Origin of the sequence: Bacillus sp. ISL-47, assembly GCF_018613175.1 — a bacterium.
Lineage (GTDB): Bacteria > Bacillota > Bacilli > Bacillales > Cytobacillaceae > Cytobacillus.
In genome coordinates this window covers 1-19677 of sequence record NZ_JAGGQS010000030.1, presented here as the reverse complement: position 1 = coordinate 19677, position 19677 = coordinate 1, and the positions used below count along the sequence as shown (strand labels likewise).

General features: G+C 40.5%; 21 protein-coding genes and 1 riboswitch. Of the genes, 11 read left to right on the top strand and 10 right to left on the bottom strand.

Annotated features, from left to right (window positions below):
- Nucleotides 1-16: 16 nt before the first annotated feature.
- A complete protein-coding gene (locus tag J7I93_RS11275) occupies nt 17-163 on the bottom strand; it encodes a YwzD family small protein (RefSeq protein WP_214725955.1) in 147 nt (48 codons plus the stop codon).
- A 314-nt stretch (nt 164-477) separates the two neighbouring features.
- Here J7I93_RS11275 and J7I93_RS25405 point away from each other — a divergent pair, with 314 nt between their 5' ends.
- Nucleotides 478-606, top strand: coding sequence for a hypothetical protein (locus J7I93_RS25405; protein WP_258309119.1), 129 nt, complete (start codon nt 478-480; stop codon nt 604-606).
- A 41-nt stretch (nt 607-647) separates the two neighbouring features.
- Here J7I93_RS25405 and J7I93_RS11270 read toward each other — a convergent pair whose 3' ends face one another.
- A complete protein-coding gene (locus J7I93_RS11270) occupies nt 648-1601 on the bottom strand; it encodes a DMT family transporter (protein WP_214988493.1) in 954 nt (317 codons plus the stop codon).
- 145 nt (nt 1602-1746) lie between these two features.
- Here J7I93_RS11270 and J7I93_RS11265 point away from each other — a divergent pair, with 145 nt between their 5' ends.
- The 3 genes from J7I93_RS11265 (at nt 1747) to J7I93_RS11255 (ending at nt 5607) form a co-directional block, all read left to right on the top strand.
- Entirely contained in the window at nt 1747-3912 is a 2166-nt protein-coding gene (locus J7I93_RS11265) for a beta-propeller domain-containing protein (protein ID WP_214725954.1), read from the top strand.
- Between the two features lie 144 nt (nt 3913-4056).
- The gene (locus J7I93_RS11260) at nt 4057-5061 is read left to right on the top strand and encodes a DUF3231 family protein (protein WP_214725953.1); all 1005 of its coding nucleotides are present in this window, start codon (nt 4057-4059) and stop codon (nt 5059-5061) included.
- A gap of 129 nt (nt 5062-5190) precedes the next feature.
- Nucleotides 5191-5607: a hypothetical protein gene (locus J7I93_RS11255; protein ID WP_214725952.1), complete on the top strand. Its 417-nt coding sequence runs from the start codon at nt 5191-5193 to the stop codon at nt 5605-5607.
- Between the two features lie 42 nt (nt 5608-5649).
- On the opposite strand, the gene J7I93_RS11250 is transcribed toward J7I93_RS11255, so the two are convergent.
- Nucleotides 5650-6036: a globin domain-containing protein gene (locus J7I93_RS11250; protein ID WP_214725951.1), complete on the bottom strand. Its 387-nt coding sequence runs from the start codon at nt 6034-6036 to the stop codon at nt 5650-5652.
- A 156-nt stretch (nt 6037-6192) separates the two neighbouring features.
- Between J7I93_RS11250 and J7I93_RS11245 the strand changes: the two genes are divergently transcribed.
- Nucleotides 6193-6399: a zinc ribbon domain-containing protein gene (locus J7I93_RS11245; protein ID WP_214725950.1), complete on the top strand. Its 207-nt coding sequence runs from the start codon at nt 6193-6195 to the stop codon at nt 6397-6399.
- Between the two features lie 207 nt (nt 6400-6606).
- Nucleotides 6607-7434 (top strand): aldo/keto reductase, encoded by an 828-nt coding sequence (locus J7I93_RS11240; protein WP_214725949.1) that lies wholly within the window; start codon nt 6607-6609, stop codon nt 7432-7434.
- 322 nt (nt 7435-7756) lie between these two features.
- Here J7I93_RS11240 and J7I93_RS11235 read toward each other — a convergent pair whose 3' ends face one another.
- Nucleotides 7757-7957, bottom strand: coding sequence for a hypothetical protein (locus J7I93_RS11235; RefSeq protein ID WP_214725948.1), 201 nt, complete (start codon nt 7955-7957; stop codon nt 7757-7759).
- Between the two features lie 257 nt (nt 7958-8214).
- Here J7I93_RS11235 and J7I93_RS11230 point away from each other — a divergent pair, with 257 nt between their 5' ends.
- A complete protein-coding gene (locus J7I93_RS11230) occupies nt 8215-8787 on the top strand; it encodes a hypothetical protein (RefSeq protein ID WP_214725947.1) in 573 nt (190 codons plus the stop codon).
- A 31-nt stretch (nt 8788-8818) separates the two neighbouring features.
- Here the strand turns inward: J7I93_RS11230 and J7I93_RS11225 are convergent, their stop codons facing one another.
- Nucleotides 8819-9130: a hypothetical protein gene (locus J7I93_RS11225; RefSeq protein WP_214725946.1), complete on the bottom strand. Its 312-nt coding sequence runs from the start codon at nt 9128-9130 to the stop codon at nt 8819-8821.
- A 155-nt stretch (nt 9131-9285) separates the two neighbouring features.
- Here J7I93_RS11225 and J7I93_RS11220 point away from each other — a divergent pair, with 155 nt between their 5' ends.
- From J7I93_RS11220 to J7I93_RS11205, 4 genes are all read left to right on the top strand, one after another.
- Nucleotides 9286-9810, top strand: a complete 525-nt coding sequence (locus J7I93_RS11220; protein WP_214988491.1) for a hypothetical protein — start codon at nt 9286-9288, stop codon at nt 9808-9810.
- Nucleotides 9810-9947, top strand: coding sequence for a hypothetical protein (locus tag J7I93_RS11215; protein ID WP_214725945.1), 138 nt, complete (start codon nt 9810-9812; stop codon nt 9945-9947). The genes J7I93_RS11220 and J7I93_RS11215 overlap by 1 nt, the downstream gene beginning before the upstream one ends.
- Nucleotides 9948-9976: 29 nt before the next feature.
- Nucleotides 9977-10312 carry a DUF3889 domain-containing protein gene (locus J7I93_RS11210; protein WP_214725944.1) on the top strand — a complete coding sequence of 112 codons (336 nt, stop codon included), beginning with the start codon at nt 9977-9979 and terminating at the stop codon, nt 10310-10312.
- Between the two features lie 105 nt (nt 10313-10417).
- A complete protein-coding gene (locus tag J7I93_RS11205) occupies nt 10418-10858 on the top strand; it encodes a GNAT family N-acetyltransferase (RefSeq protein WP_214988489.1) in 441 nt (146 codons plus the stop codon).
- Nucleotides 10859-10882: 24 nt separating this feature from the next.
- On the opposite strand, the gene J7I93_RS11200 is transcribed toward J7I93_RS11205, so the two are convergent.
- From J7I93_RS11200 to J7I93_RS11180, 5 genes are all read right to left on the bottom strand, one after another.
- Nucleotides 10883-11452 carry an HAD-IA family hydrolase gene (locus tag J7I93_RS11200; RefSeq protein ID WP_214725943.1) on the bottom strand — a complete coding sequence of 190 codons (570 nt, stop codon included), beginning with the start codon at nt 11450-11452 and terminating at the stop codon, nt 10883-10885.
- A gap of 110 nt (nt 11453-11562) precedes the next feature.
- Nucleotides 11563-15009, bottom strand: a complete 3447-nt coding sequence (gene metH / locus J7I93_RS11195) for a methionine synthase (RefSeq protein WP_214725942.1) — start codon at nt 15007-15009, stop codon at nt 11563-11565.
- On the bottom strand, nt 15002-16852 hold the full coding sequence (locus J7I93_RS11190; RefSeq protein ID WP_214725941.1) for a bifunctional homocysteine S-methyltransferase/methylenetetrahydrofolate reductase: 1851 nt from the start codon (nt 16850-16852) through the stop codon (nt 15002-15004). Before J7I93_RS11190 ends, metH begins: the two co-directional genes overlap by 8 nt.
- A 6-nt stretch (nt 16853-16858) precedes the next feature.
- On the bottom strand, nt 16859-18046 hold the full coding sequence (metC, locus tag J7I93_RS11185) for a cystathionine beta-lyase (RefSeq protein WP_214725940.1): 1188 nt from the start codon (nt 18044-18046) through the stop codon (nt 16859-16861).
- Nucleotides 18043-19155: a methionine biosynthesis PLP-dependent protein gene (locus tag J7I93_RS11180; RefSeq protein WP_214725939.1), complete on the bottom strand. Its 1113-nt coding sequence runs from the start codon at nt 19153-19155 to the stop codon at nt 18043-18045. The genes metC and J7I93_RS11180 overlap by 4 nt, the downstream gene beginning before the upstream one ends.
- A gap of 76 nt (nt 19156-19231) precedes the next feature.
- Nucleotides 19232-19347: riboswitch (SAM riboswitch) on the bottom strand.
- Nucleotides 19348-19677: the final 330 nt, after the last annotated feature.

Here is a 19677-nt window from a genome sequence, read left to right as displayed (position 1 = left end):
AAAAGAAATCGGCCATTCAGCCGATTTCTTTTTTATTTATTAATGGCTCCAGCTGGTTTTTTATATCATCTACTAACTCATGAATCGTAATTTGACTCTCTGATTGCCCCTTATCAAGAGCAGCTTCCAAAACTTTTGCAAAATCATTAAAATTGGCTTCCATTATAAACACCTTCTAGCAAGAGTGATAGTTGATGAAACTATTCCCTGTAAAAGTTTTTTTAAACTTCAGTCACTATATATTATTTAAACAGGAAAGGGTGTGTGACAAATAGGGATTAATCATTCATTTTGATCACATGAAAGTTTTTGGACACATAGGTTTACTAAAGAATGAATGTGGGTAATTAGGCTAAGAAAAAACTTTTTGAGGTACCCCCACACCGGTTGAGAGCGGCACGAATAGTATAAAAGGAAAGAGAAAATATACATAAACCCTGTATATGTTGAACGAATATTAAAATAGGAGGTCTGGTTATGAGATTGGTGCAAATGGATATTGATCAGATTTTGGAATCCACATCAGAAATTGCAGAAGAAGATCTTGGCTATATGATCAGACAAGTTGAAATCGATATTTTACTTGAGAGAACCCAGGATTGGTAATAATATAGAGAGAAAACTCCCCGCAATAGCGAGGAGTTTTTTTATTGGGCCTTATACGGGGAAATACTGTTTTGCTTTATATTTCTTTTCCAAACTCCGAAAGAAATATTGGATGAAAGCAATACACCAAAAATAACGATAACTCCGCCTATAACTTGGTAATGGTATAGAGATTCAGCTGTGAAAAGAACTGCAAAAGCAGTTGCAAAAACAGGTAAAAGATTTAGAAAAACCCCCGCTTTAGAAGCTCCAATTATTGAAACTCCATAATTCCATGATAAAAATGCGACAATGGAGGCCATAAAGCCAACATAAAGCAGAATCCCAACCGAAAAAGCCGAGAAGGCCGGTCCTATACCAGAAAGCCTGTATTCAATCAAACTTAAAGGCGCCAATATCAAAATACCAAGAAATGAAGTCACATAAAAAGTCGAAAGCGCAGGCAATATGCCCGAATATTTTTTCCCAATAACTGAATACAAAGCCCACAAAAATACGGCAGTTAAAACAAAAAGGTCTCCCGTATTTATGCTCCAAGAAAGGAAAGAATCAATCGAACCCCTTGAAATGATGAACGAAATTCCGATTACAGATAAAATAATTCCGGTAATCTGCTGAAATGAGAGTTTTTCTTTCAAAATAAAAATAGCGAAGATTGCTATGAATAAAGGAGTTGTACTATTTACTACTGATGCATTTATAGAGGTTGTGTATTGCAGGGCAAAATAAATAATCGTATTATAGCCTGCCACCCCTGTCACTGCCAAAAGCAAAAGGACAGGTTTATGCTGCCAAAGAATTTTCCAATCCTTTTTAAGCGGCTTTACCATAAAAGGAGTAAGAATCATAAATGCAATCAGCCATCTGAATAAAGAAAAAAGCAGCGGCGGGAAATACTCAACTCCCAATCTGCCAATAACAAAGTTTCCTCCCCAAATCATATTCGCCAATATTAACAATAGAAAGCCATAATTTTTGTTTGCTGGACCTTGCACAGATAAAACCTCTTTCCCATCCTGATCTAATTTCCATTTTACCTCTCTTCGCAAAAGAGTTCATTAATTCCTGAAAATATATCATTTGGAATTTGTAACAATTGGAAGATAGAACCCGTCAATTGTTTTAAAAGGGGTGTTTAAAATGAAGAAAAAGTGGCTTTTAATAGGCGGTATGGCGGTCATTTTTTTTCTATTGGTTTCGGTTATCTTTGGGACCCGGTTAAAAGTGATTAGTGATCTAGCTGGAAAAAGTGAAGAACTCATTGTATTGAAAAATAAAGTTTGGGAGGTGGAGTTTTCAAAAGAACTGGATGCTCGAAGTGTGAATAGCCAAACAGTCTATGTGCTGGACCAAGTTGGCAAGAAACAGAATGTCAATGTATCATTGGACGAGGACAAAAGGACCGTACTCATCGAGCCCCCAAAGAACGGATATCAAGTGAATTCCCCTCATTATTCGTTAGTTTTAAAAAAAGGCATTAAAGCAGAATCCGGAAGAAGATTAAATCGTTCCATAGAAGCTGCTTTTACGGTTAAAGAAACCCTGCCGACCATAGAGTCAAAGGAAAAGTTAAATGCTTATTTTTTAAAACTTCTTAAAGAACAGAAATATATCGATGGCAGGGATATGGCTGTAAGCCTGGAAAGCAGCAATGAAAAAAGTGCGGCTGATACAGCTGAACAGGATCACTCAGAGACCAATGTTCAAGTTCAGGGAATTGACGAAGCCGACATAGTAAAAACAGATGGAACCCATATATATAGAATAAGCGAAGGGAAGGTACAGATTATTAGAGGAGTCCCTGCTGACAAAATGCAAATGGACTCAGTGCTTACCTTTAATCCATCCTTTTCTCCCTCTCACTTATTTTTGGAAGGAAACCAATTAATTGTCTTGGGCCACAGCTTTAAAGAGCTGACTAAAAGTCAAGACAAAAGAGCAGCTGATATACTGATTGCACCAGCATTTCAATCAACAAAAGCCATCGTATACAATGTCCAAAATAAACAGCAGCCAAAAATGTTAAGGGAGATTGAAATCGAAGGCAGTTTGCTTGCTTCGAGACTAATGGATGGGAAGGTTTTTATGATTACAAGCCATTATCCCGACTTTTGGATTCTTGAAAGAAATGAAGATGCCGATCTTCGTCCCCGATATTCTGATACAGCCCAAAACAAGGATCTGCAAATAATTGATTATAATGAAATTCAATACTTTCCAGATTCCAGAAATGCAAATTACACAAATATAGCCGTTATGGATTTGGAAGACCCAAAAGCTGATTTGGGCATAGCAACCTACCTGGGAAGCGGAACGGAACTATATATGTCCAAAAACAATCTATATCTGGCTGTTCCTAATTACCATCATGAACCTATTACAACAGACAGGGGCTTCAGCCCTGACAGCAGCATCTATAAATTCAGCTTAAACGGCCGAAAAGCAGAGTTTCAAAATTCCGCTGAATTAAAAGGAACAGTCTTAAACCAATTTTCAATGGATGAGTATAAAGGAAACTTTAGGGTTGTCACTACCAAGGGGCAAGCGTGGGATGATCGAAACCCGTCAACCAATAATCTCTATATTTTGGATGAAAATTTAAAGCAGATCGGCCAGCTCGAAGACCTTGCCAGGGGTGAGAGAATTTACTCTGCCAGGTTTATGAATGAGCGAATTTATATGGTTACCTTCAAGGAAACAGACCCGCTCTTTGTAATCGATGGTTCAAACCCTCAAAAGCCAATGGTATTGGGTGAATTGAAAATACCAGGTTATAGCAACTATCTGCATCCATTGGATGAAAATCATCTAATTGGATTTGGCCATGATACGAGGGTTATGGCTGGAAAGGGGTCTGGAGCCCAGCCAATTATTACAACAGAGGGAGTCAAAATATCACTTTTTGATGTTAGCGATATGAAAAACCCAATAGAAAAGGATACTGAAATCATTGGAGGAAGAGGAACTTACTCTCCTTTAAATTATGACCATAAAGCTCTGCTCTTTCACAAAGAAAAAAACCTGTTTGCTTTTCCAATCACTGTTTATAAAAGCGTTGAGGGCAGCCAATTTGAATCCAGATTCGAATTCCAGGGAGCCCATGTATACAGAATAGACCCTCATGATGGGATTCATTTGGAAACAACATTTACCCACCAGGAAACCGATGCGGTGTATGAGGAATGGGAAAATACGATGGAAAGGCTCATTTATATCGGTGATCAGATCTATATTTTATCACCAAACACGATTTCAGCCTACAAAATTAATGGCTACACAAAAACTGGTGAATTAAAGCTCCCTTAAATGTATAGAAGAAACTGGCTGTTATAAAGCCGGTTTCTTTTTTGGTAATATTTTTCCATTTAAGTGAATGAGTTTCCTTATTAAAGGGGAAACTAAAGTTATTAGTATATAAATATAATTTTTAATAAAATGGCTGGTGAAAATATGAATGGCAGCAATATTCCTAAATTAATATCATCTGAAATGGCAATGCTTTGGAATACTTATGTAGCAGACACAGCAGCAGTTTGCTGCATTCAGCATTATATAAATACATACGAGGATCCTGAAGTATTGCCTGTATTGGAATATGCTTTATCCATAGCCCAGAACCATATAGAAGACATTCGTTCATTGTTTAAAAAAGAAAATTTCCCTTTACCTAATGGATTTAATGAAACTGATTGGAGCAAAGAAGCCCCTAAGCTGTTTTCGGATGTAACTTATTTAAGATTTATGCATCATCTGGGGAGAACAGGATTAAACGCCTATTCACTTGCAAAATCAGTCTCAGCAAGAAGAGATGTCCGCAGTTATTTTAAAAAATACTACGAACAAACTGAAAAACTATTTGATATGGCATCAGATGCAATGGAAGAAAAGGGTTATTTCATTCGTTCACCTTATATTGATTATCCCAAAAAAGTTAAATATGTTACCGATTATCATTTTCTGGGAGGACTGGTGGGCAAAAAAAGGCAATTGCTCGCGATTGAAATAGCCCATCTTGGAACAAATATAGAAGTAGCGAATATCGCAAAGACAATGTTGCTGGCATACAGCCAGGTAGCAAGGCAAAAAGAGATAAGCAATTATTTTAAAAAAGGGTACGATATGAGTTTGGAACATGTTGAGTATTTTCTCAACGTATTGAAAAATGATGATGTGGCATATCCGAGCACCTGGGATGGATCACTTACTGATTCAACGATTTCACCTTTCTCTGACAGGTTGATGATGTTTCAAATCGCCAGCATCACGGCTATAGGTGTTATGGACTTTGGCATAGCAATTGGAGCCAGCGTGAGGAAGGATCTTGCAATCCGCTATGCAAAAATGATGGCCGAGGTTGGCACTTACGCAGATGATGGCGCCAAAATTATGATTGACAATGGCTGGCTGGAGAAACCACCTCAATCACTGGACAGGCAAGAGCTAAGAAAGAAATAAAGAAAGACAAGCACTCAATTATGGGTGCTTAATTTGTTTGGGATAATCTGAACTATTCCTATGAATGCAACCGAAAAAATGGGGTAATAGAATACTAGAATAAAAAAAAAGGAAAAGGAGCTGAAAGTAATGCGCAAATTGGTATATGCATTCTCTGCTGCGATACTGCTGACTGCTTGCGGGGCAGATGAAGAAGCTAATAATACTTCAGAAGAAGCAAGTATGGAAGATCATAATAGTGAAGACCATAACAAGCCAACGAATACAGAGGGGGAAGAGAAACCACTGTCTGTTGCAGAATTGGATGACCGCATTGATGAGGGAATGAATATAGATACTTACTCTGCCGAAGTTCAATCATGGGCAGAAAAAGGACAACTTGAAATGGAAGAAACGGTTATGATCGAAGAAGAAGAGCCTTCTTCAGCAGATATTCTCCAGCTTGCAGATGGTTTCCTTGGCGTTGCTTATGATGAGAAGGAGGTAACAGAAGTAAAAATGTTTCAATCTGTTGAAAATGCAAAAGAATATTTCGAATCACTTTAATCATGCCAAAAGACCTTCCAAATGACTGGAAGGCCTTTTTTCTTAGTCATGAGAATTAACCATAATTGCGGCTACCTGCATTAAACGTTCATAGAAGGGACCTGCAGCCGGGTTTTGGTCCAGACCTGTTTCTTTGAAGGAATATTTCATGCAGCTGAGCCATCTCTCTGCTCTTTTGGGGGTAATTTCAAAAGGCATATGACGCTGCTTCATAGCAGGTGGGCCGAATTCCTGGCTATAAAGCGGTGGCCCGCCGAGAAACTGCGAAAGAAACATGCGCTGCTTTCGCTTAATTTCCTCTATGTCACCTTCAAAAAGGGGACTCAATATGGGATCTGCATAAACGCGCGGGTAAAAAGCGTCCACCAACTTTTCAATGGTTTCTGTTCCACCAATTTCCTCAAAGAGAGTCTTAAATTCCTGTACCATTTCTTCACCTGCTTTTCAACATAATTTACATAATTTTATCGTCATTATATAGTAGGTATTTTAGCTTAAGTGTGATGTAAATCACAATTTGAATATTTGAAACAATTTTTTCCCTTAACCGTATAGTAAATAAAGAGATACGAAAGGGTGGATGGTATGAAGAAAAAAGGCTGTGTAAAATGCGGAAGCAGGGATGCAGGTCAGAAAGAAGTTGCCATGACAGGTAGCGGTCTTTCAAAAATGCTAGATATTCAACATAACCGCTTCCTTGTTGTTTATTGTAAAAATTGCGGTTACTCAGAGTTCTATAATAAAAATTCATCTTCTGCGGGTAACGTATTAGACTTTTTCTTCGGCGGCTAAACACTAAGTTGAGTTTGGATCAGTTTAACCAAACGAACTTCCCTCCATGGAAAAAGCGCTTCGCAGATAATCTTAAGCATTGCCGTTCATAAGGCAATGCTTTTTAATTTAACATATCCTAATACTTTAAAGCAGATAATTTTGATATACAAACAGAATGTGAGAAAATTATCCAGTAAGTAGATAGAAGAAATATGAGGTGATAGAATGGAAAATTTGCAATCAGCAACAACCTTACATAATGGCGTAAAAATGCCATGGTTTGGACTGGGCGTTTTTAAAGTCCAAGATGGCGATGAAGTGGTCCAATCTGTTAAAGCCGCTTTAAAAGCAGGCTACAAAAGCATTGATACTGCAGCAGTGTATCAAAATGAAGAAGGGGTAGGCCAAGCAATTAAGGAAGCTGGCGTGCCGCGTGAAGAGCTTTTCATTACAACAAAAGTTTGGAATTCTGACCAAGGTTATGAGTCTGCCATCCAGGCTTTTGAAACCAGCCTTAAAAAACTCGGCCTTGATTATATCGATCTTTACCTCATTCATTGGCCAGTTAAGGGAAAATATAAAGAAACATGGAAAGCACTTGAAACTCTTTATAAAGAGAAAAAGGTAAGAACAATAGGAGTAAGCAATTTCCATATTCATCATCTTGAAGACCTTTTACAGGATGCAGAAATAAAGCCGATGGTTAACCAAGTGGAACTTCATCCATTGTTAAACCAATCGGAACTAAGGGAATTCTGCAGGAAACAGGAAATCCAAATAGAAGCCTGGTCGCCTCTCGCACAGGGCGAATTACTTGATAATACTGTCCTAAAAGAAATAGCTGAAAAATACAGCAAATCGGCTGCGCAAGTTATTTTAAGATGGGATTTGCAAAATGAAATCGTCACAATCCCAAAATCTGTAAAAGAACACCGGATTATAGAAAATGCAGATATTTTTGACTTTGAGCTGACAGAAGAAGATATGAACAAAATTAACAGCTTGAACGAAAATCGCAGGGTAGGTCCAGATCCTGACAATTTTAATTTTTAATAAAATGGCTCTGTTTTAGCTAAATATTGTATTTTAGCACCCTGTTAATTGTAGCGGAAATCAAATAGGCCAAAATTCACAGAGCAAACCGGCTGGCATCCCATGCTCAGCCGGTTTGGTGTTTTAGGCTCTTTTCGTTTGTTTTTGGACTCTAAAGCTNNTTCACGCCTGCGGGGTCTCCCGCTCCCTCTCTTCCCGCAGGAGTCAAGTGCCTTCCGCTTCAATCAACTCAGTAATTAAAACACCAGTTTGTAAGCAACAGACTTTGCGAAAACAGGCTTTTTTTAATACTTTAAAGCAAGTGAAATCCTCAGTAAATTTATTACTCCTCAAAATAATCCCGAAATTCTTCAGTATCAGTTTCTTCTTTATTTTGGTAATAAGGATTGTCTTCAGTCGAATTCTTTGGATCAAGATTCGTCTTAATAACAAGCATGGGTTCATTGGTATGCTGAGCAATCATTCGATCATCGAGTTCTTCAAAATCCGGCATTTTTTTGCTTCCTGGTTTTAATGGATCCATCCTGCACCTCCCAATCCATAGGGTACAAAAAGAAAGAGGAAAATATGCATGATTTGGAATATTAAGGCCAAAAAAGGTTTGCGGATAAAGAAAAAAGGTAATTAGGGAAGAAGACAAGTTATTACCTATTAAAGCAAAATTAAAAAGACGTAAGTGTGTTAATTGTTACTGACCGAACGGCATTTTTTACTATCTTTATTGTAGAACCCAAAATAAGTCTTACAGTTGGCAGCTTAGTGTTAATGGAGGAAAAGACTATGAGTATTTTTGAAAACATTCTGGATATTTTAGAGAAGAAAGGCCCCTTATCAATACCTTCATTGCTAGATGAAATGAACAGGCTGAGCCGTTTTCAAAATACAAATGGTAAACCCCTTGAACTATCCCATGTTAAATCGGTAATAAGCAGGAAAAGAGAGCTTTTCAACATTAAAAACAATATTGTGACCATAGATCCTGATAAAGATCCGGTACTGTTAAGTGTCAATCTGGGCGGCTATCCGGGTCCGTGGTATAAAATTGAAGTAGATTTTATCAATGAGCGATTTATTTACTTTGAATGGCACTTAAGTTCTTTTTCACCGAGGAATGAATTGCCTAAAGCGTCAGGCAGCATAGAGAATTTTAAGAAGGAGCTATATCGGCTGAAGATCTGGAAGTGGCAGCCTGAATATAATCATCCTGGCATTATACTGGATGGAATCACGTGGTCCGTTAAACTGATTACGAAGGGAAATATTTTTGAGAGCACCGGCATACAGTCCTTTCCAAACGATTGGGAAAAATTTTGCAAAGCACTATCAATACTGACAGGTAAATATATATGTTAAAAAAGCTGCAGCCAGATATGGCTGCAGCTCTTTAATTTTCTAAAGATATAACCCTTAACACAAAGCACTGATTGTCTTCATCAATGAATAAGCAATACTCCTCTTCTTCAGATATATCCAGCAGGGATTGCAATTCTTTTGGAATATGGATGGAGCCATTTTCAGAAATGAGCCTTTTATTATGAGTAGAATCTAAATTGGCCTTTTTAATAACAATTTGATTTTGGCCGAAGCGGAGATCAGCCAGCCTGCCTGGCAGAAGGCCAAATTGGTTCCGCCACTTGCTGGGCAGCAGAATTTTTCCTGTTTTATTAAAATTCTTACATTTGTAGATTGTCAACATGCTGATCAGCTCCTTGTATGCTTGTTAATCTATTACACATATTGGAACTTTCAAAACACGTTTCTTATAACAAAATTAAATTCAGCATTAAGCCCTATTTCAAGATGAATAATTCCTTCCAGAAAGGCAAAACCTTTTAAAAAAGGTGGGGTACGATGAAAAAGAAGCTTTTTTTGGTCCTGATAGTTCTCCTTTCCTGGATGACTGTTCCTTTCATAGGCAAAAGAGATTTTAAAAGGTTTTATCCTGCAGCCATCTTTATGGGACTATATATATTAGGTGAGGGAGCCATAGCAGAAAAAAAGAAATGGTGGACGATCAAAGAAAGATTCCACCCGAAATTAAGCGGTGAAATGCCTATGATACTTGGGCCGTTCTTTGCCGGTTCCATATGGATTCTTAAATTATCATATGGAAAACCATTATTATATCTGTTGTTGAATGCCATTGTTGATGCCTTTTTCTCATACCCTTTTTATAATTGGTTTAAAAAGCTCGGTATATGGAAGCTCATCCGCTTCACGCAGCTCCATCTGTTCATTTTATTTATGCTGAAGTCTATCTTGATGTATGTTTTTCATGTTGTTTTTGTGGATAATAGGATCTTATACAAGCTTTTTAATGATAAGAGCCCAGGGAAAGAAGAGCCTATTCTTAACCATAGGAAGGAGAAAGCATAATGGAGAAAAGAAAAGACATTGGTTGTTCAGATGAGAAGGATATTCTTCATCATCTGATGGAACAGCAAATTGCCTATATTTGCGTTGATGAAGAAGAAGAACGAATGAGAGAAGAAGCAGAAAACAAATATGAATAAAAGCAGTCTTTCTGAAATGAGGGTTTTATTTGAAAAAATTAATGATCAGTTTTGCAGCCATGGCGTTATTAACAACTTCATATAGCATGCCGGCGTTCACCGAACAGACATTTGCTGAAAGGCCAGAACCGGCATACGCCAAGTGGGGAAGACTTGCCATGAAAACAGCGAAAGAAAAATATCCTTCCGCTAAAATACTCGACTACTTGCACATTGGCAGGGAGAAAAAAGAAAAATCCGATGTCGAGAAATTCAAGCTTTGGGTTGAAGATGGCGGAAAAGAATTCGGATTATATATAGATATTGAATTTGACCCAAAAACAGACAGAGTGATTCAAATTAATACTCGAAAGTCCTCCAATTAACTGATGCAAATCTATGCATCAGTTTTTTTATTGAAAAATTCAGGCAGTTAGAGGGAAACTCGATTATAATAGAAGGAAAATGATGTTAATTTGGGGGCGTGCTATTTGGAAATCAGGTTTAAAGAAATTACTTATCAGAATTGGGAGGAATGTATAGGACTTCAGGTTGCGGATTATCAAAAATGCTTTATGGCGTCAAACTTATATTCCATTGCTGAGGTGCAATTCTTGCCCGAATTCAAAGCAATGGGGATTTATTTCGATGATGTTATGATTGGATTTATCATGTTTGGATTAGATCCTGATGACGGGAATTACTGGATCTATCGTTTTATGATCGATGAGAAATATCAAGGAAAAGGCTATGGAAAACAGGCCATTATCCAAGCTGCAGCAATGATCAGCAATAATCCTGGCTGCCAGGAAATATATGTTGGCTATCACCAGGACAATATAGCTGCAGATCAGTTATATAAGAGCACTGGCTTTATAGACAAAGGAATTGCTCCTTGGGGCGAAAGGCTGGCCAGCTATGTAAAAAAGTAAGAAAAACCGCGGCCGGTTCCATTTTTAGCCACGGTCTTTACTAGCGATCGTTTCGAATTTGGAGTAACAATCGATCGCATAGTCTGCATAAGGGTTGGGATTGCGGAAAGCACAGGTAGGAATGCCAATCTTCCTGGCTGGTATTAAATCTGTGTCCTGATCTCCGATTGCAAGGTCAATATTATAACGATCATGCAGGTATTTATAGGATTCCGGGTGTGGCTTGAGCGAGAAACCATCAAATTCAGGACAGATGATTTCCTCAAAATATGGCGCCAGATTCCAATAGTCCATTAACTCCTCAGTGGATTCCCGATTGCGATGTGTCACGAGGACATTAATGCTGTTTTGCTCTAATATATCTCTTACATATGGAAATAAAGGTTTTTCAGCATGCGCAAAAGTTCTTTCCGTTTTACGAAAATCGGTTATTTTTTCAGGGGGCACTCCATACTTCTCAAATGCAGTTCCGTTTTTGAGCAGTGGGAGGACCTCGTCAGGATTAAGGTCTTTGCCGGAAATTTGAATAAAAGATTGAACCAAAGTAGGCCATGCATCCAATATGGTGCCATCCAAATCCCATAAAACATTCATCTCGATCTCTCCTTCCATTCATGTATGTATTCATTGTAAAGGTTTAAAAAGGGGAAAGGCAAACGTCACAAAAAAGCAAAACCCGGCTGCTGCCGGGCTTTGCTTTTATCTTATCTAAGTACATTAAAATATCTGGCTTCCGGATGGGCAAATACCATCGCAGATACGGATGCTTCCGGCTCCATCATACATCCTTCCGTTAAATGGACGCCAATGTCTTCCGGCTGGATAAGCTTGAATAGCTTTTTCTGGTCTTCAAGATCAGGGCAGGCGGGATATCCGTATGAAAAGCGCTGTCCCTGGTATTTGGCAGCGAAACGGTCTTTCATCGTCATTTCGACTGGATCCGGGAAACCCCATCGGTCCCGGATTTGACGATGAATGAGCTCGGCAAATCCTTCTGCTGATTCAAGGGCAAGCGACTGCAAAGCATGGCTTTCCAGGAATCTGCCTTCCTCTTTTAAGCGGTCAGCTACTTCCCGAATACCTCTGCCGGCAGTAACAGTAAAGAATGCCACATAATCCATTTGTCCGCTTTCTTTCGGCTTTAAAAAGTCTGCCAGGCATAAAAACGGCTCCGTTTCCTGGCGCGGGAACTCAAATGTTTCTATGATAGTAGTTTCATCCTCAGCATAGATATAAACCTTATCGCCATCTGCTTGGGCAGGGAAGAATTGATAAACGGCCTTAGGGTCAATCCAGTTTTTCTGCTTTGATTCCACAATCAGTTCATCAACCATTGTGTTCACTTTGATTGCCTTTTCATCACCTTCAGCAAGCAGCTTTTGAAGGTTTCCTTTTAATCCAAGATGATGGCCAATCAGCATTTGTTTATTAATATACGGTTCGATATGAGAAAGAGAATATGTCTTTAACAAATGGCGTTTCAGATCTTTAGGAACAAACACAGGCGCTTTTGTACTTACCGTTGGCTTCGGCTTTACTGCCACAGCAACGGATCCTCGGTCAAAAGGTACTGCATTGAGTGCAGCAGCCTGTTTTTCCGCCTGCTGGACCTTCAGCTTTTCAGCTTCTTCCGGTTCCTGCAGCTGGTTGGCTAAAGAAAGGCCGTTCATGGCATCTTTTGCATACAAGACAAGACCATCATATTCCTTGGAAATTTTAGTGTCAGTGAATTTCCTTGAGAGAGCTGCACCTCCTACTAAAATAGGAACATCAATGCCAGCCTGTTTCATATCATGCGCTGTGATGACCATCTGCTGTGCTGACTTAACAAGCAGGCCAGATAAGCCAACCATATCTGGCTTTTCTCTTTTAATTGTTTCAATTAGGTCGGCAGGGGAGACTTTAATTCCTAAATCAATTACTTCATATCCATTATTGCTTAAAATAATATCAACCAGGTTTTTGCCTATGTCATGCACATCGCCTTTAACCGTAGCCAGGACAATCTTCCCTTTGGAAGATGATTCGGCAGCGTCCTTTTCCATATATGGTTCAAGATAAGCAACAGATGCCTTCATAACCTCAGCACTTTGCAGAACCTCTGCTACAATCAGCTGATTATCGTTAAATAGTCTTCCAACCTCTTTCATTCCATTCATTAAAGGGCCATTGATGATATCAAGAGGGGCAGGATATTGTTCCAGTGCGAAAGCAAGATCCGGAATCAACCCTTCTTTTGTGCCTTCTAAAATATAATAGGCAAGGCGCTCCTCCAGTGTCATATCAGGCAGGACACTTTTACTTTCTTTCTTCTTATCACGATAAAAATCAGTGAAAACTGCAAGAGATTCATCCGTCGTTTCAAATAGCAGCTTTTCTGCCATTGCAACTTCTTCCTTAGAAATGGAGGCAAACCTTTCAAGCTTCTCCGTATTCACGATGGCATAATCCAGGCCGGCTTGTGTACAGTGATATAAAAATACGGAATTTAGAATTTCCCGGCCGACAGGAGGGAGGCCGAAGGATACATTACTGATTCCCAATATGGTCTGAACTTCCGGAAGTTCTTCTTTGATCAGTCTGATTCCATCAACAGTCGCCTTAGCCGAGCCGATATATTGTTCATCGCCTGTACCGACAGGGAAGACCAGCGGGTCAAAAATAAGATCCTCAGGCGGGATATTGTATTTATTCACAAGAAGATCATAAGAGCGTTTAGCGATTTCAAGTTTTCTTTCAGCTGTAACGCCCATGCCTTCTTCATCAATCGTACCGACAACAACGGCAGCTCCATAGCGGTGTATCAGTGGAACGATAGCCTCAAACCTTTCTTCGCCATCTTCCAGATTAATGGAATTAATGATTGCTTTCCCCTGAGAATAGGTGAGAGCTTTCTCGATCACCTTTTCATCTGTCGAATCGATTACGAGCGGAGCCTTGATTTTCTTAACCAATTCCTTCATAAAGTTCTCTACATCCTGCATTTCTTCCCGGTCAGGATCGGCAAGGCAGATATCAATGACATGTGCTCCGCCTTTCACCTGGGCACGGGCTATCTCAGCTGCTTCTTCAAATTTCCCTTCAGCAATCAGCCTTTTAAACTTACGGGAACCGATAACATTTGTACGCTCACCAACCATAATCGGCCTTAAAGTTGGGTCATCATAGATAAGCGGCTCAATGCCCGATACTTTGTGAATTGAATTTTCTTCAAATATGCGTGGGTTATATTCCTTTACGGATTCGGCTATCGCCTGAATGTGTTCAGGTGTTGTTCCGCAGCAGCCCCCGACAATATTCAGCCAGCCTTCCCTGGCAAAACCGGCAAGCTTGCTCGCCAATGATTCCGGTGTTTCATGATATTGGCCTTCCTCATCAGGCAAACCCGCATTCGGATAGCAGCTAACTGCAGTGCTTGCCAGTCCGGAGAGAGAACGGATATGGTCCTGCATGAATTCCGGACCTGTCGCACAGTTAAGCCCAACCGCAAGGGGATTCATGTGCTCAAGCGAAATATAAAAAGCTTCAATCGATTGGCCAGCAAGGGTAGTGCCCATCGGTTCAATTGTTCCTGAAACAATTAGAGGAAGTTTCTTTCCTGACTTTTTAAACGCTTTTTCAATACCGATAAAGCCAGCTTTCACATTCAGCATATCCTGGCTCGTTTCCAAAAGAAGAAGGTCAGCGCCGCCGTCAATTAAACCCAGCGCTTGTTCTTCGTAAGCTGCTGCCATATCATCAAAAGTTGCACCGCCTGTCACGCTTAAGGTTTTCGTCGTAGGTCCCATTGCTCCTGCCACATACCTTGGCCATTCAGAAGTAGAGATGCTGTCAGCTGTTGTACGGGCAATTTCCGTCGCCTTTTTATTCAGCTCATAAGCCATGTTTTCAAGATCGTAGTCTGCAAGAACGATACTGGTCGCGCCAAATGTATTGGTTTCAATAATATCTGCGCCGGCTTTCAAATATTCAAGGTGTATATGTTCAATCACTGCAGGAGCGGTCACGTTTAAGTATTCATTGCAGCCTTCATATTCCTCGCCGCCAAAGTCCTGCGCTGTAAGATTCGCTCTCTGAAGCATGGTGCCCATTGCTCCATCCATGATTAAAATTTTCCTCTTAAGCTGTTCCTGTAATGCTGGTTTATGCATGCTGTTTCCTCCTCGAAAGCCCTTCTGTCTTTTCCCGTGCGTAGTTTGAAAGTTCAACAGTCATTTCATAACGCATGAACGGGGTGATCAGATAAATTCCGTTGAATAACTCCGCTGCGGCATCAATCAGCGACTTTGCAATTGCAATGCCTTCCTGTCCCGCTTGTATCGGATCGTCCTTTAAGGCAGCCATCCGGTCTCTGATGCTATCGGCAATCTTTATTCCCGGCACTTCATTATGAAGGAATTCTGCGTTTCTGCTGCCCGTCAATGGCATAAGCCCTATATAAACAGGTGCTTTTAAATCCTTGACTGCTTCATGTACTTCCAGCAATTTTTCTTCTGAAAAAACAGGCTGAGAAATGAAATAGTCTGCACCATGGTCTATTTTTTTTTCCAGTCGCCCAACCGCTTTTTCCAGTGAACGGACATTGGGATTAAAAGCGCCAGCTACAGAAAAAGCGGCTTTCTGGCCCAAATCTTTTCCGGAAACCGATAAGCCTTCATTCAGCTGTTTAATCATGCTGATCAGTTCGAATGAAGATACATCATATACAGAGGATGCACCAGGGAAATCGCCGACACGGGCCGGGTCTCCAGTTACTGCTAATATATCATTTAATCCGAGTGCGTGCAGACCCATTAAGTGAGATTGCAATCCAATGATATTCCTGTCCCTGCAGGTAACATGAACAAGGGGGCGTAAGCCTGTTTGCTGCTTGACCATGTATCCCAAAGCAGAATTGCAAACCCTTGGGGAAGCAAGAGAGTTATCTGCCAGAGTGATCGAGTCGATGCCAGCTTCCTTTAAAGCTTTCGCTCCTTCAAAAAAACGTGTGGTATCCAGCTTCCGTGGAGGATCAAGCTCAACAATGACAGAAGGCCTCTCCTTCACAATTTCCTGAAGAGGAGGGAGGTCTCTTGATGGTGAAGGCTTTTCAGATACGATTATTTCTTTCTTCGCCTTTACCTCTTTTTCCTCAAGCGGGGCTAATTCTTTCAATTCATCCGCAAATGCTTTAACATGCGCAGGAGTAGTACCGCAGCAGCCGCCAAGAAGCCGTACGCCCTGATTGCGGAAGTCTCTTGCTGACTGGCGGAAATACTCGGCATCTCCTTCATAATGAAATTTGCCGTCTGTATAAGCCGGAATGCTGGCATTAGGGTAAGCAGAAAGGAATGCATGTTTAGGCAGAGGCACACTTTCCAGCGTTTTAAGCATATGATGCGGACCAAGTCTGCAATTTAATCCCACTACATCCGCTCCTAGGCTTTCAAGCCTTGAAAACGCTTCAGGGATTGGTGTCTGATCCTGGAGGACTCCTGCTTCATGGAGGGACACCTGAGCGATAATCGGCAAATCGGTTTCTTTTCTTGCAATGGCCAGCACCGTTTCCAGTTCTTCAAGGTCATAATAGGTTTCTAGCAAAATATTATCGACACCCTCAAGCAGAAGGCAATATAGCTGTTCGCGAAAGCTTCTTTTAATTTCTTCAAGCGAAACCATATTAGGCTTTATGCCTCTATTGCCTCCGATCGTCCCAGCAACATAAGCTTTGCCTTTGGATGCTTTCTTAGCAATCCGTGCTGCCGCACTATTGATTTCTTTAACAGAGTCTTCAAGTCCATATCTTTGCAGCTTCAGATAATTTGCTGCGTAAGTGTTCGTCTGGATCAAACCGGCACCGGCATTAATATATGCTTCATGAATGTGCTGGATTTGTTCAGACTGTGATAGATTCAATTCTTCAAAACAGCTGTCTGTCCCATAGGAGTATAGCAAAGTTCCCATTGCACCATCAGCTATGATAATTTCATTTTTCAACTTTTCCAGGAAACTCAAAGATGATCACCCCCGCTGTAAAATTGTTTGCTTTGTTTGTTGTGCAATTAATGCTGTCTTGAAATCTTCTATAATATCATCTGCATTCTCCAGTCCAACAGAAAGACGGAGAAGGCTTGAGGTAATCCCGCGCTGATCTCTTTCCGCCGGAGGCATAGCCGCATGCGACATTTTTGCAGGGTAGGAGAGGATCGATTCAACTGCACCCAGGCTCACCGCGAACACAGGGATTTGCACACCTTCAACAAACGTCCTTAAGGCCTGCTCATCTTCAAGCTCAAAGGAAAGGACAGCACCTGCGGAATTAGCCTGCTTTTTCTGAAGCTCATAACCAGGATGGTCCTCAAGTCCCGGATAATGCACCTTCTTAATAGATGGATGATCTTTAAGAAATGAAGCAATTTTCTCAGCCGATTTTACAGATTGCTCCAGACGAACGTGAAGGGTTTTGATCCCTCTTAGTACAAGCCAGGCATCCTGTACACCCAAGACTGCACCAAAGGAATTCTGCAGGAACGCCAATCTGCCAGCCAAATCTGGATCCTTAACAACCGCAAGGCCGGCTACAACATCGCTGTGTCCAGATAAAAACTTTGTCGCACTGTGAAGGACAATATCTGCACCCAAAGCAAGCGGCTTTTGCAGGGCAGGGGTAAGGAATGTATTGTCTACAAAGGTAAGAGCGTCATGTTCTTTGGCCAGAGAGCTAATAGCCTCAATATCTGTCACTTTCAATAGCGGGTTGGAAGGAGTCTCTACATAAAATACCTTTGTATTTGGACGGATCGCAGCCTTAACTTCATCCAGATTGGTCATATCGACGAACGTATGCTCAATCCCAAAACGTGTCAATACTTCTGTTACCATACGGAAGGTACCGCCATACACATCTTCGGTGATAACAACATGGTCACCCTGAGACAATAGAAGGAAGGCTGTAGAGATCGCAGCCATACCGGAAGAAAAAGCAAATCCTCTGGTTCCTTCTTCAAGCCCGGCGATTACCTCCTCCAAAGCTTCCCTTGTAGGATTTAAGCTGCGGCTGTAATCATATTTTCCGAAAGTATCAATATCCTTTTGATGAAATGTGGAAGCATGCTGAATAGGTACACTAACAGCCCCAGTTACAGGATCGAATTTTTGATTATTGTGCAGCAATTTAGTTTCGAAACTAAATGATTGACCTTTACTCATCGTAAAACCTCCTTTAAAACATTAGCAAAAGCATGGTCCAAATCTGCCTTTAAATCTGCAGCATTTTCTATGCCAACAGAGAAACGAAGAAGCCTGTTGCAAACACCCGTCTCTATTCGGATTTCTTCTGGGATATCCGCATGTGTCTGTGTCGCAGGATAGGTGATAAAACTCTCAACACCGCCAAGGCTTTCTGCAAAAGAAATGAGAGAGAGGCTTTGCAGGAATGGGTTAACCCAAGATTCATCTTTAACCCGGAAGGAAATCATCCCGCCTCTGCCCGGATACAAAACGTCCGTGACCGCATCATGTTCTGTTAAAAACTCCACTAATTCCTTTGCATTCTTTTCATGGCGCTCCATACGAAGGGAAAGAGTCTTCATCCCCCTAATCAATAACCAGGAATCAAAGGGGCTTAATACGGCACCGGCAGCATTATGATTCATAGCCAGTGATTCACACAATTCTTTTCCTTTTGCGACAATTAACCCGGCAAGAACGTCATTATGCCCGCCCAAATATTTCGTAGCACTATGAATGACAATATCAGCGCCAAGCTTTAACGGCTGCTGAAGAAGAGGGGTATAGAAGGTGTTATCAACAATTAATAAAATATTATGCCGTTTCGCAATCTCAGCTGTTTTCTTAATATCTGTTTGTTCCATAAGGGGATTGGTCGGCGTCTCAAGGAAGATCGCCTTTGTATTTTCAGTGATTAGGTTTTCAATCTGGTCTGGATTGCTTGTATTCACATACCTGCTCTGCAGTCCCCATTTTTTGAAGCCCTGTTCAAGAAGCCTATATGTACCTCCGTATAAATCCTTGGATACAATCCACTCATCTCCGGATTTAAAAAGCGAAAGAATCGTAAGAATAGCAGCCATTCCTGAACTGCAGGCGTAACCCTGGTCTCCTTCTTCCAGATCTGCGATGGCTTTTTCAAGCAGCTGGCGGGTAGGATTGCCTGTACGGCTGTAATCAAAACCTGTTGACTGACCGATCCCCTCATGGCGATAGGCTGTTGAAAAATAAACTGGCGGATTTACCGCACCTGTTGCTGTCTCACTTCTGTTGCCGATTTGTGCCAATTTTGTATCAAGCTTATACATATGTGTGAACACTCCTTATACGAAATAAAAAAAAGCCTTCTATAAGAAGAAGACTTTTTAATGTGATTAGCCATTCTTCTTATCTTTCAAGTTTTTTAAAAACTTGCAGGAATTAGCACCTTTTCAATCAACTTAAGATTGATGGTTGCTGAGGCGTCGTCGGGCCTTACCCTCGACCTCTCTGGATAAGAAATCTAATATTCAATTTTCTCTACACTTTACTACAGTAAACCGTTAATAGTCAATACTTTTTAAAAATATTTGAAATAAAATTAAATTTTTTAGGGTGGTTTACAAATAAAAAACTCCCATCCTAAGGTGGAAGTCTTTAAAAAAGGCTATTTTCTAAAAGATTGTTGTTTTTGAATAGCTTGGTAAATAGAAACATTGAAAAATAAGGTTGGTTGATTGGAGCGTAAGGTGCGAGATCCTCGAAAATGCATTCGCATTTCCTTCGTGCGGTGATGATTCGAGGATGCTTATTCAAAGTCCTGCGGGAGGAGTGGGACAGGTGAGACCCCA

Excerpts from the sequence above, each read along its gene's own strand:
- J7I93_RS11275 (WP_214725955.1), bottom strand. The coding sequence starts at position 163 with ATGGAAGCCAATTTTAATGATTTTGCAAAAGTTTTGGAAGCTGCTCTT.
- J7I93_RS25405 (WP_258309119.1), top strand. The coding sequence starts at position 478 with ATGAGATTGGTGCAAATGGATATTGATCAGATTTTGGAATCCACATCA.
- J7I93_RS11265 (WP_214725954.1), top strand. The coding sequence starts at position 1,747 with ATGAAGAAAAAGTGGCTTTTAATAGGCGGTATGGCGGTCATTTTTTTT.
- J7I93_RS11260 (WP_214725953.1), top strand. The coding sequence starts at position 4,057 with ATGAATGGCAGCAATATTCCTAAATTAATATCATCTGAAATGGCAATG.
- J7I93_RS11255 (WP_214725952.1), top strand. The coding sequence starts at position 5,191 with ATGCGCAAATTGGTATATGCATTCTCTGCTGCGATACTGCTGACTGCT.
- J7I93_RS11250 (WP_214725951.1), bottom strand. The coding sequence starts at position 6,036 with ATGGTACAGGAATTTAAGACTCTCTTTGAGGAAATTGGTGGAACAGAA.
- J7I93_RS11245 (WP_214725950.1), top strand. The coding sequence starts at position 6,193 with ATGAAGAAAAAAGGCTGTGTAAAATGCGGAAGCAGGGATGCAGGTCAG.
- J7I93_RS11240 (WP_214725949.1), top strand. The coding sequence starts at position 6,607 with ATGGAAAATTTGCAATCAGCAACAACCTTACATAATGGCGTAAAAATG.
- J7I93_RS11235 (WP_214725948.1), bottom strand. The coding sequence starts at position 7,957 with ATGGATCCATTAAAACCAGGAAGCAAAAAAATGCCGGATTTTGAAGAA.
- J7I93_RS11230 (WP_214725947.1), top strand. The coding sequence starts at position 8,215 with ATGAGTATTTTTGAAAACATTCTGGATATTTTAGAGAAGAAAGGCCCC.
- J7I93_RS11225 (WP_214725946.1), bottom strand. The coding sequence starts at position 9,130 with ATGTTGACAATCTACAAATGTAAGAATTTTAATAAAACAGGAAAAATT.
- J7I93_RS11220 (WP_214988491.1), top strand. The coding sequence starts at position 9,286 with ATGAAAAAGAAGCTTTTTTTGGTCCTGATAGTTCTCCTTTCCTGGATG.
- J7I93_RS11215 (WP_214725945.1), top strand. The coding sequence starts at position 9,810 with ATGGAGAAAAGAAAAGACATTGGTTGTTCAGATGAGAAGGATATTCTT.
- J7I93_RS11200 (WP_214725943.1), bottom strand. The coding sequence starts at position 11,452 with ATGAATGTTTTATGGGATTTGGATGGCACCATATTGGATGCATGGCCT.
- metH (WP_214725942.1), bottom strand. The coding sequence starts at position 15,009 with ATGCATAAACCAGCATTACAGGAACAGCTTAAGAGGAAAATTTTAATC.
- metC (WP_214725940.1), bottom strand. The coding sequence starts at position 18,046 with ATGAGTAAAGGTCAATCATTTAGTTTCGAAACTAAATTGCTGCACAAT.
- J7I93_RS11180 (WP_214725939.1), bottom strand. The coding sequence starts at position 19,155 with ATGTATAAGCTTGATACAAAATTGGCACAAATCGGCAACAGAAGTGAG.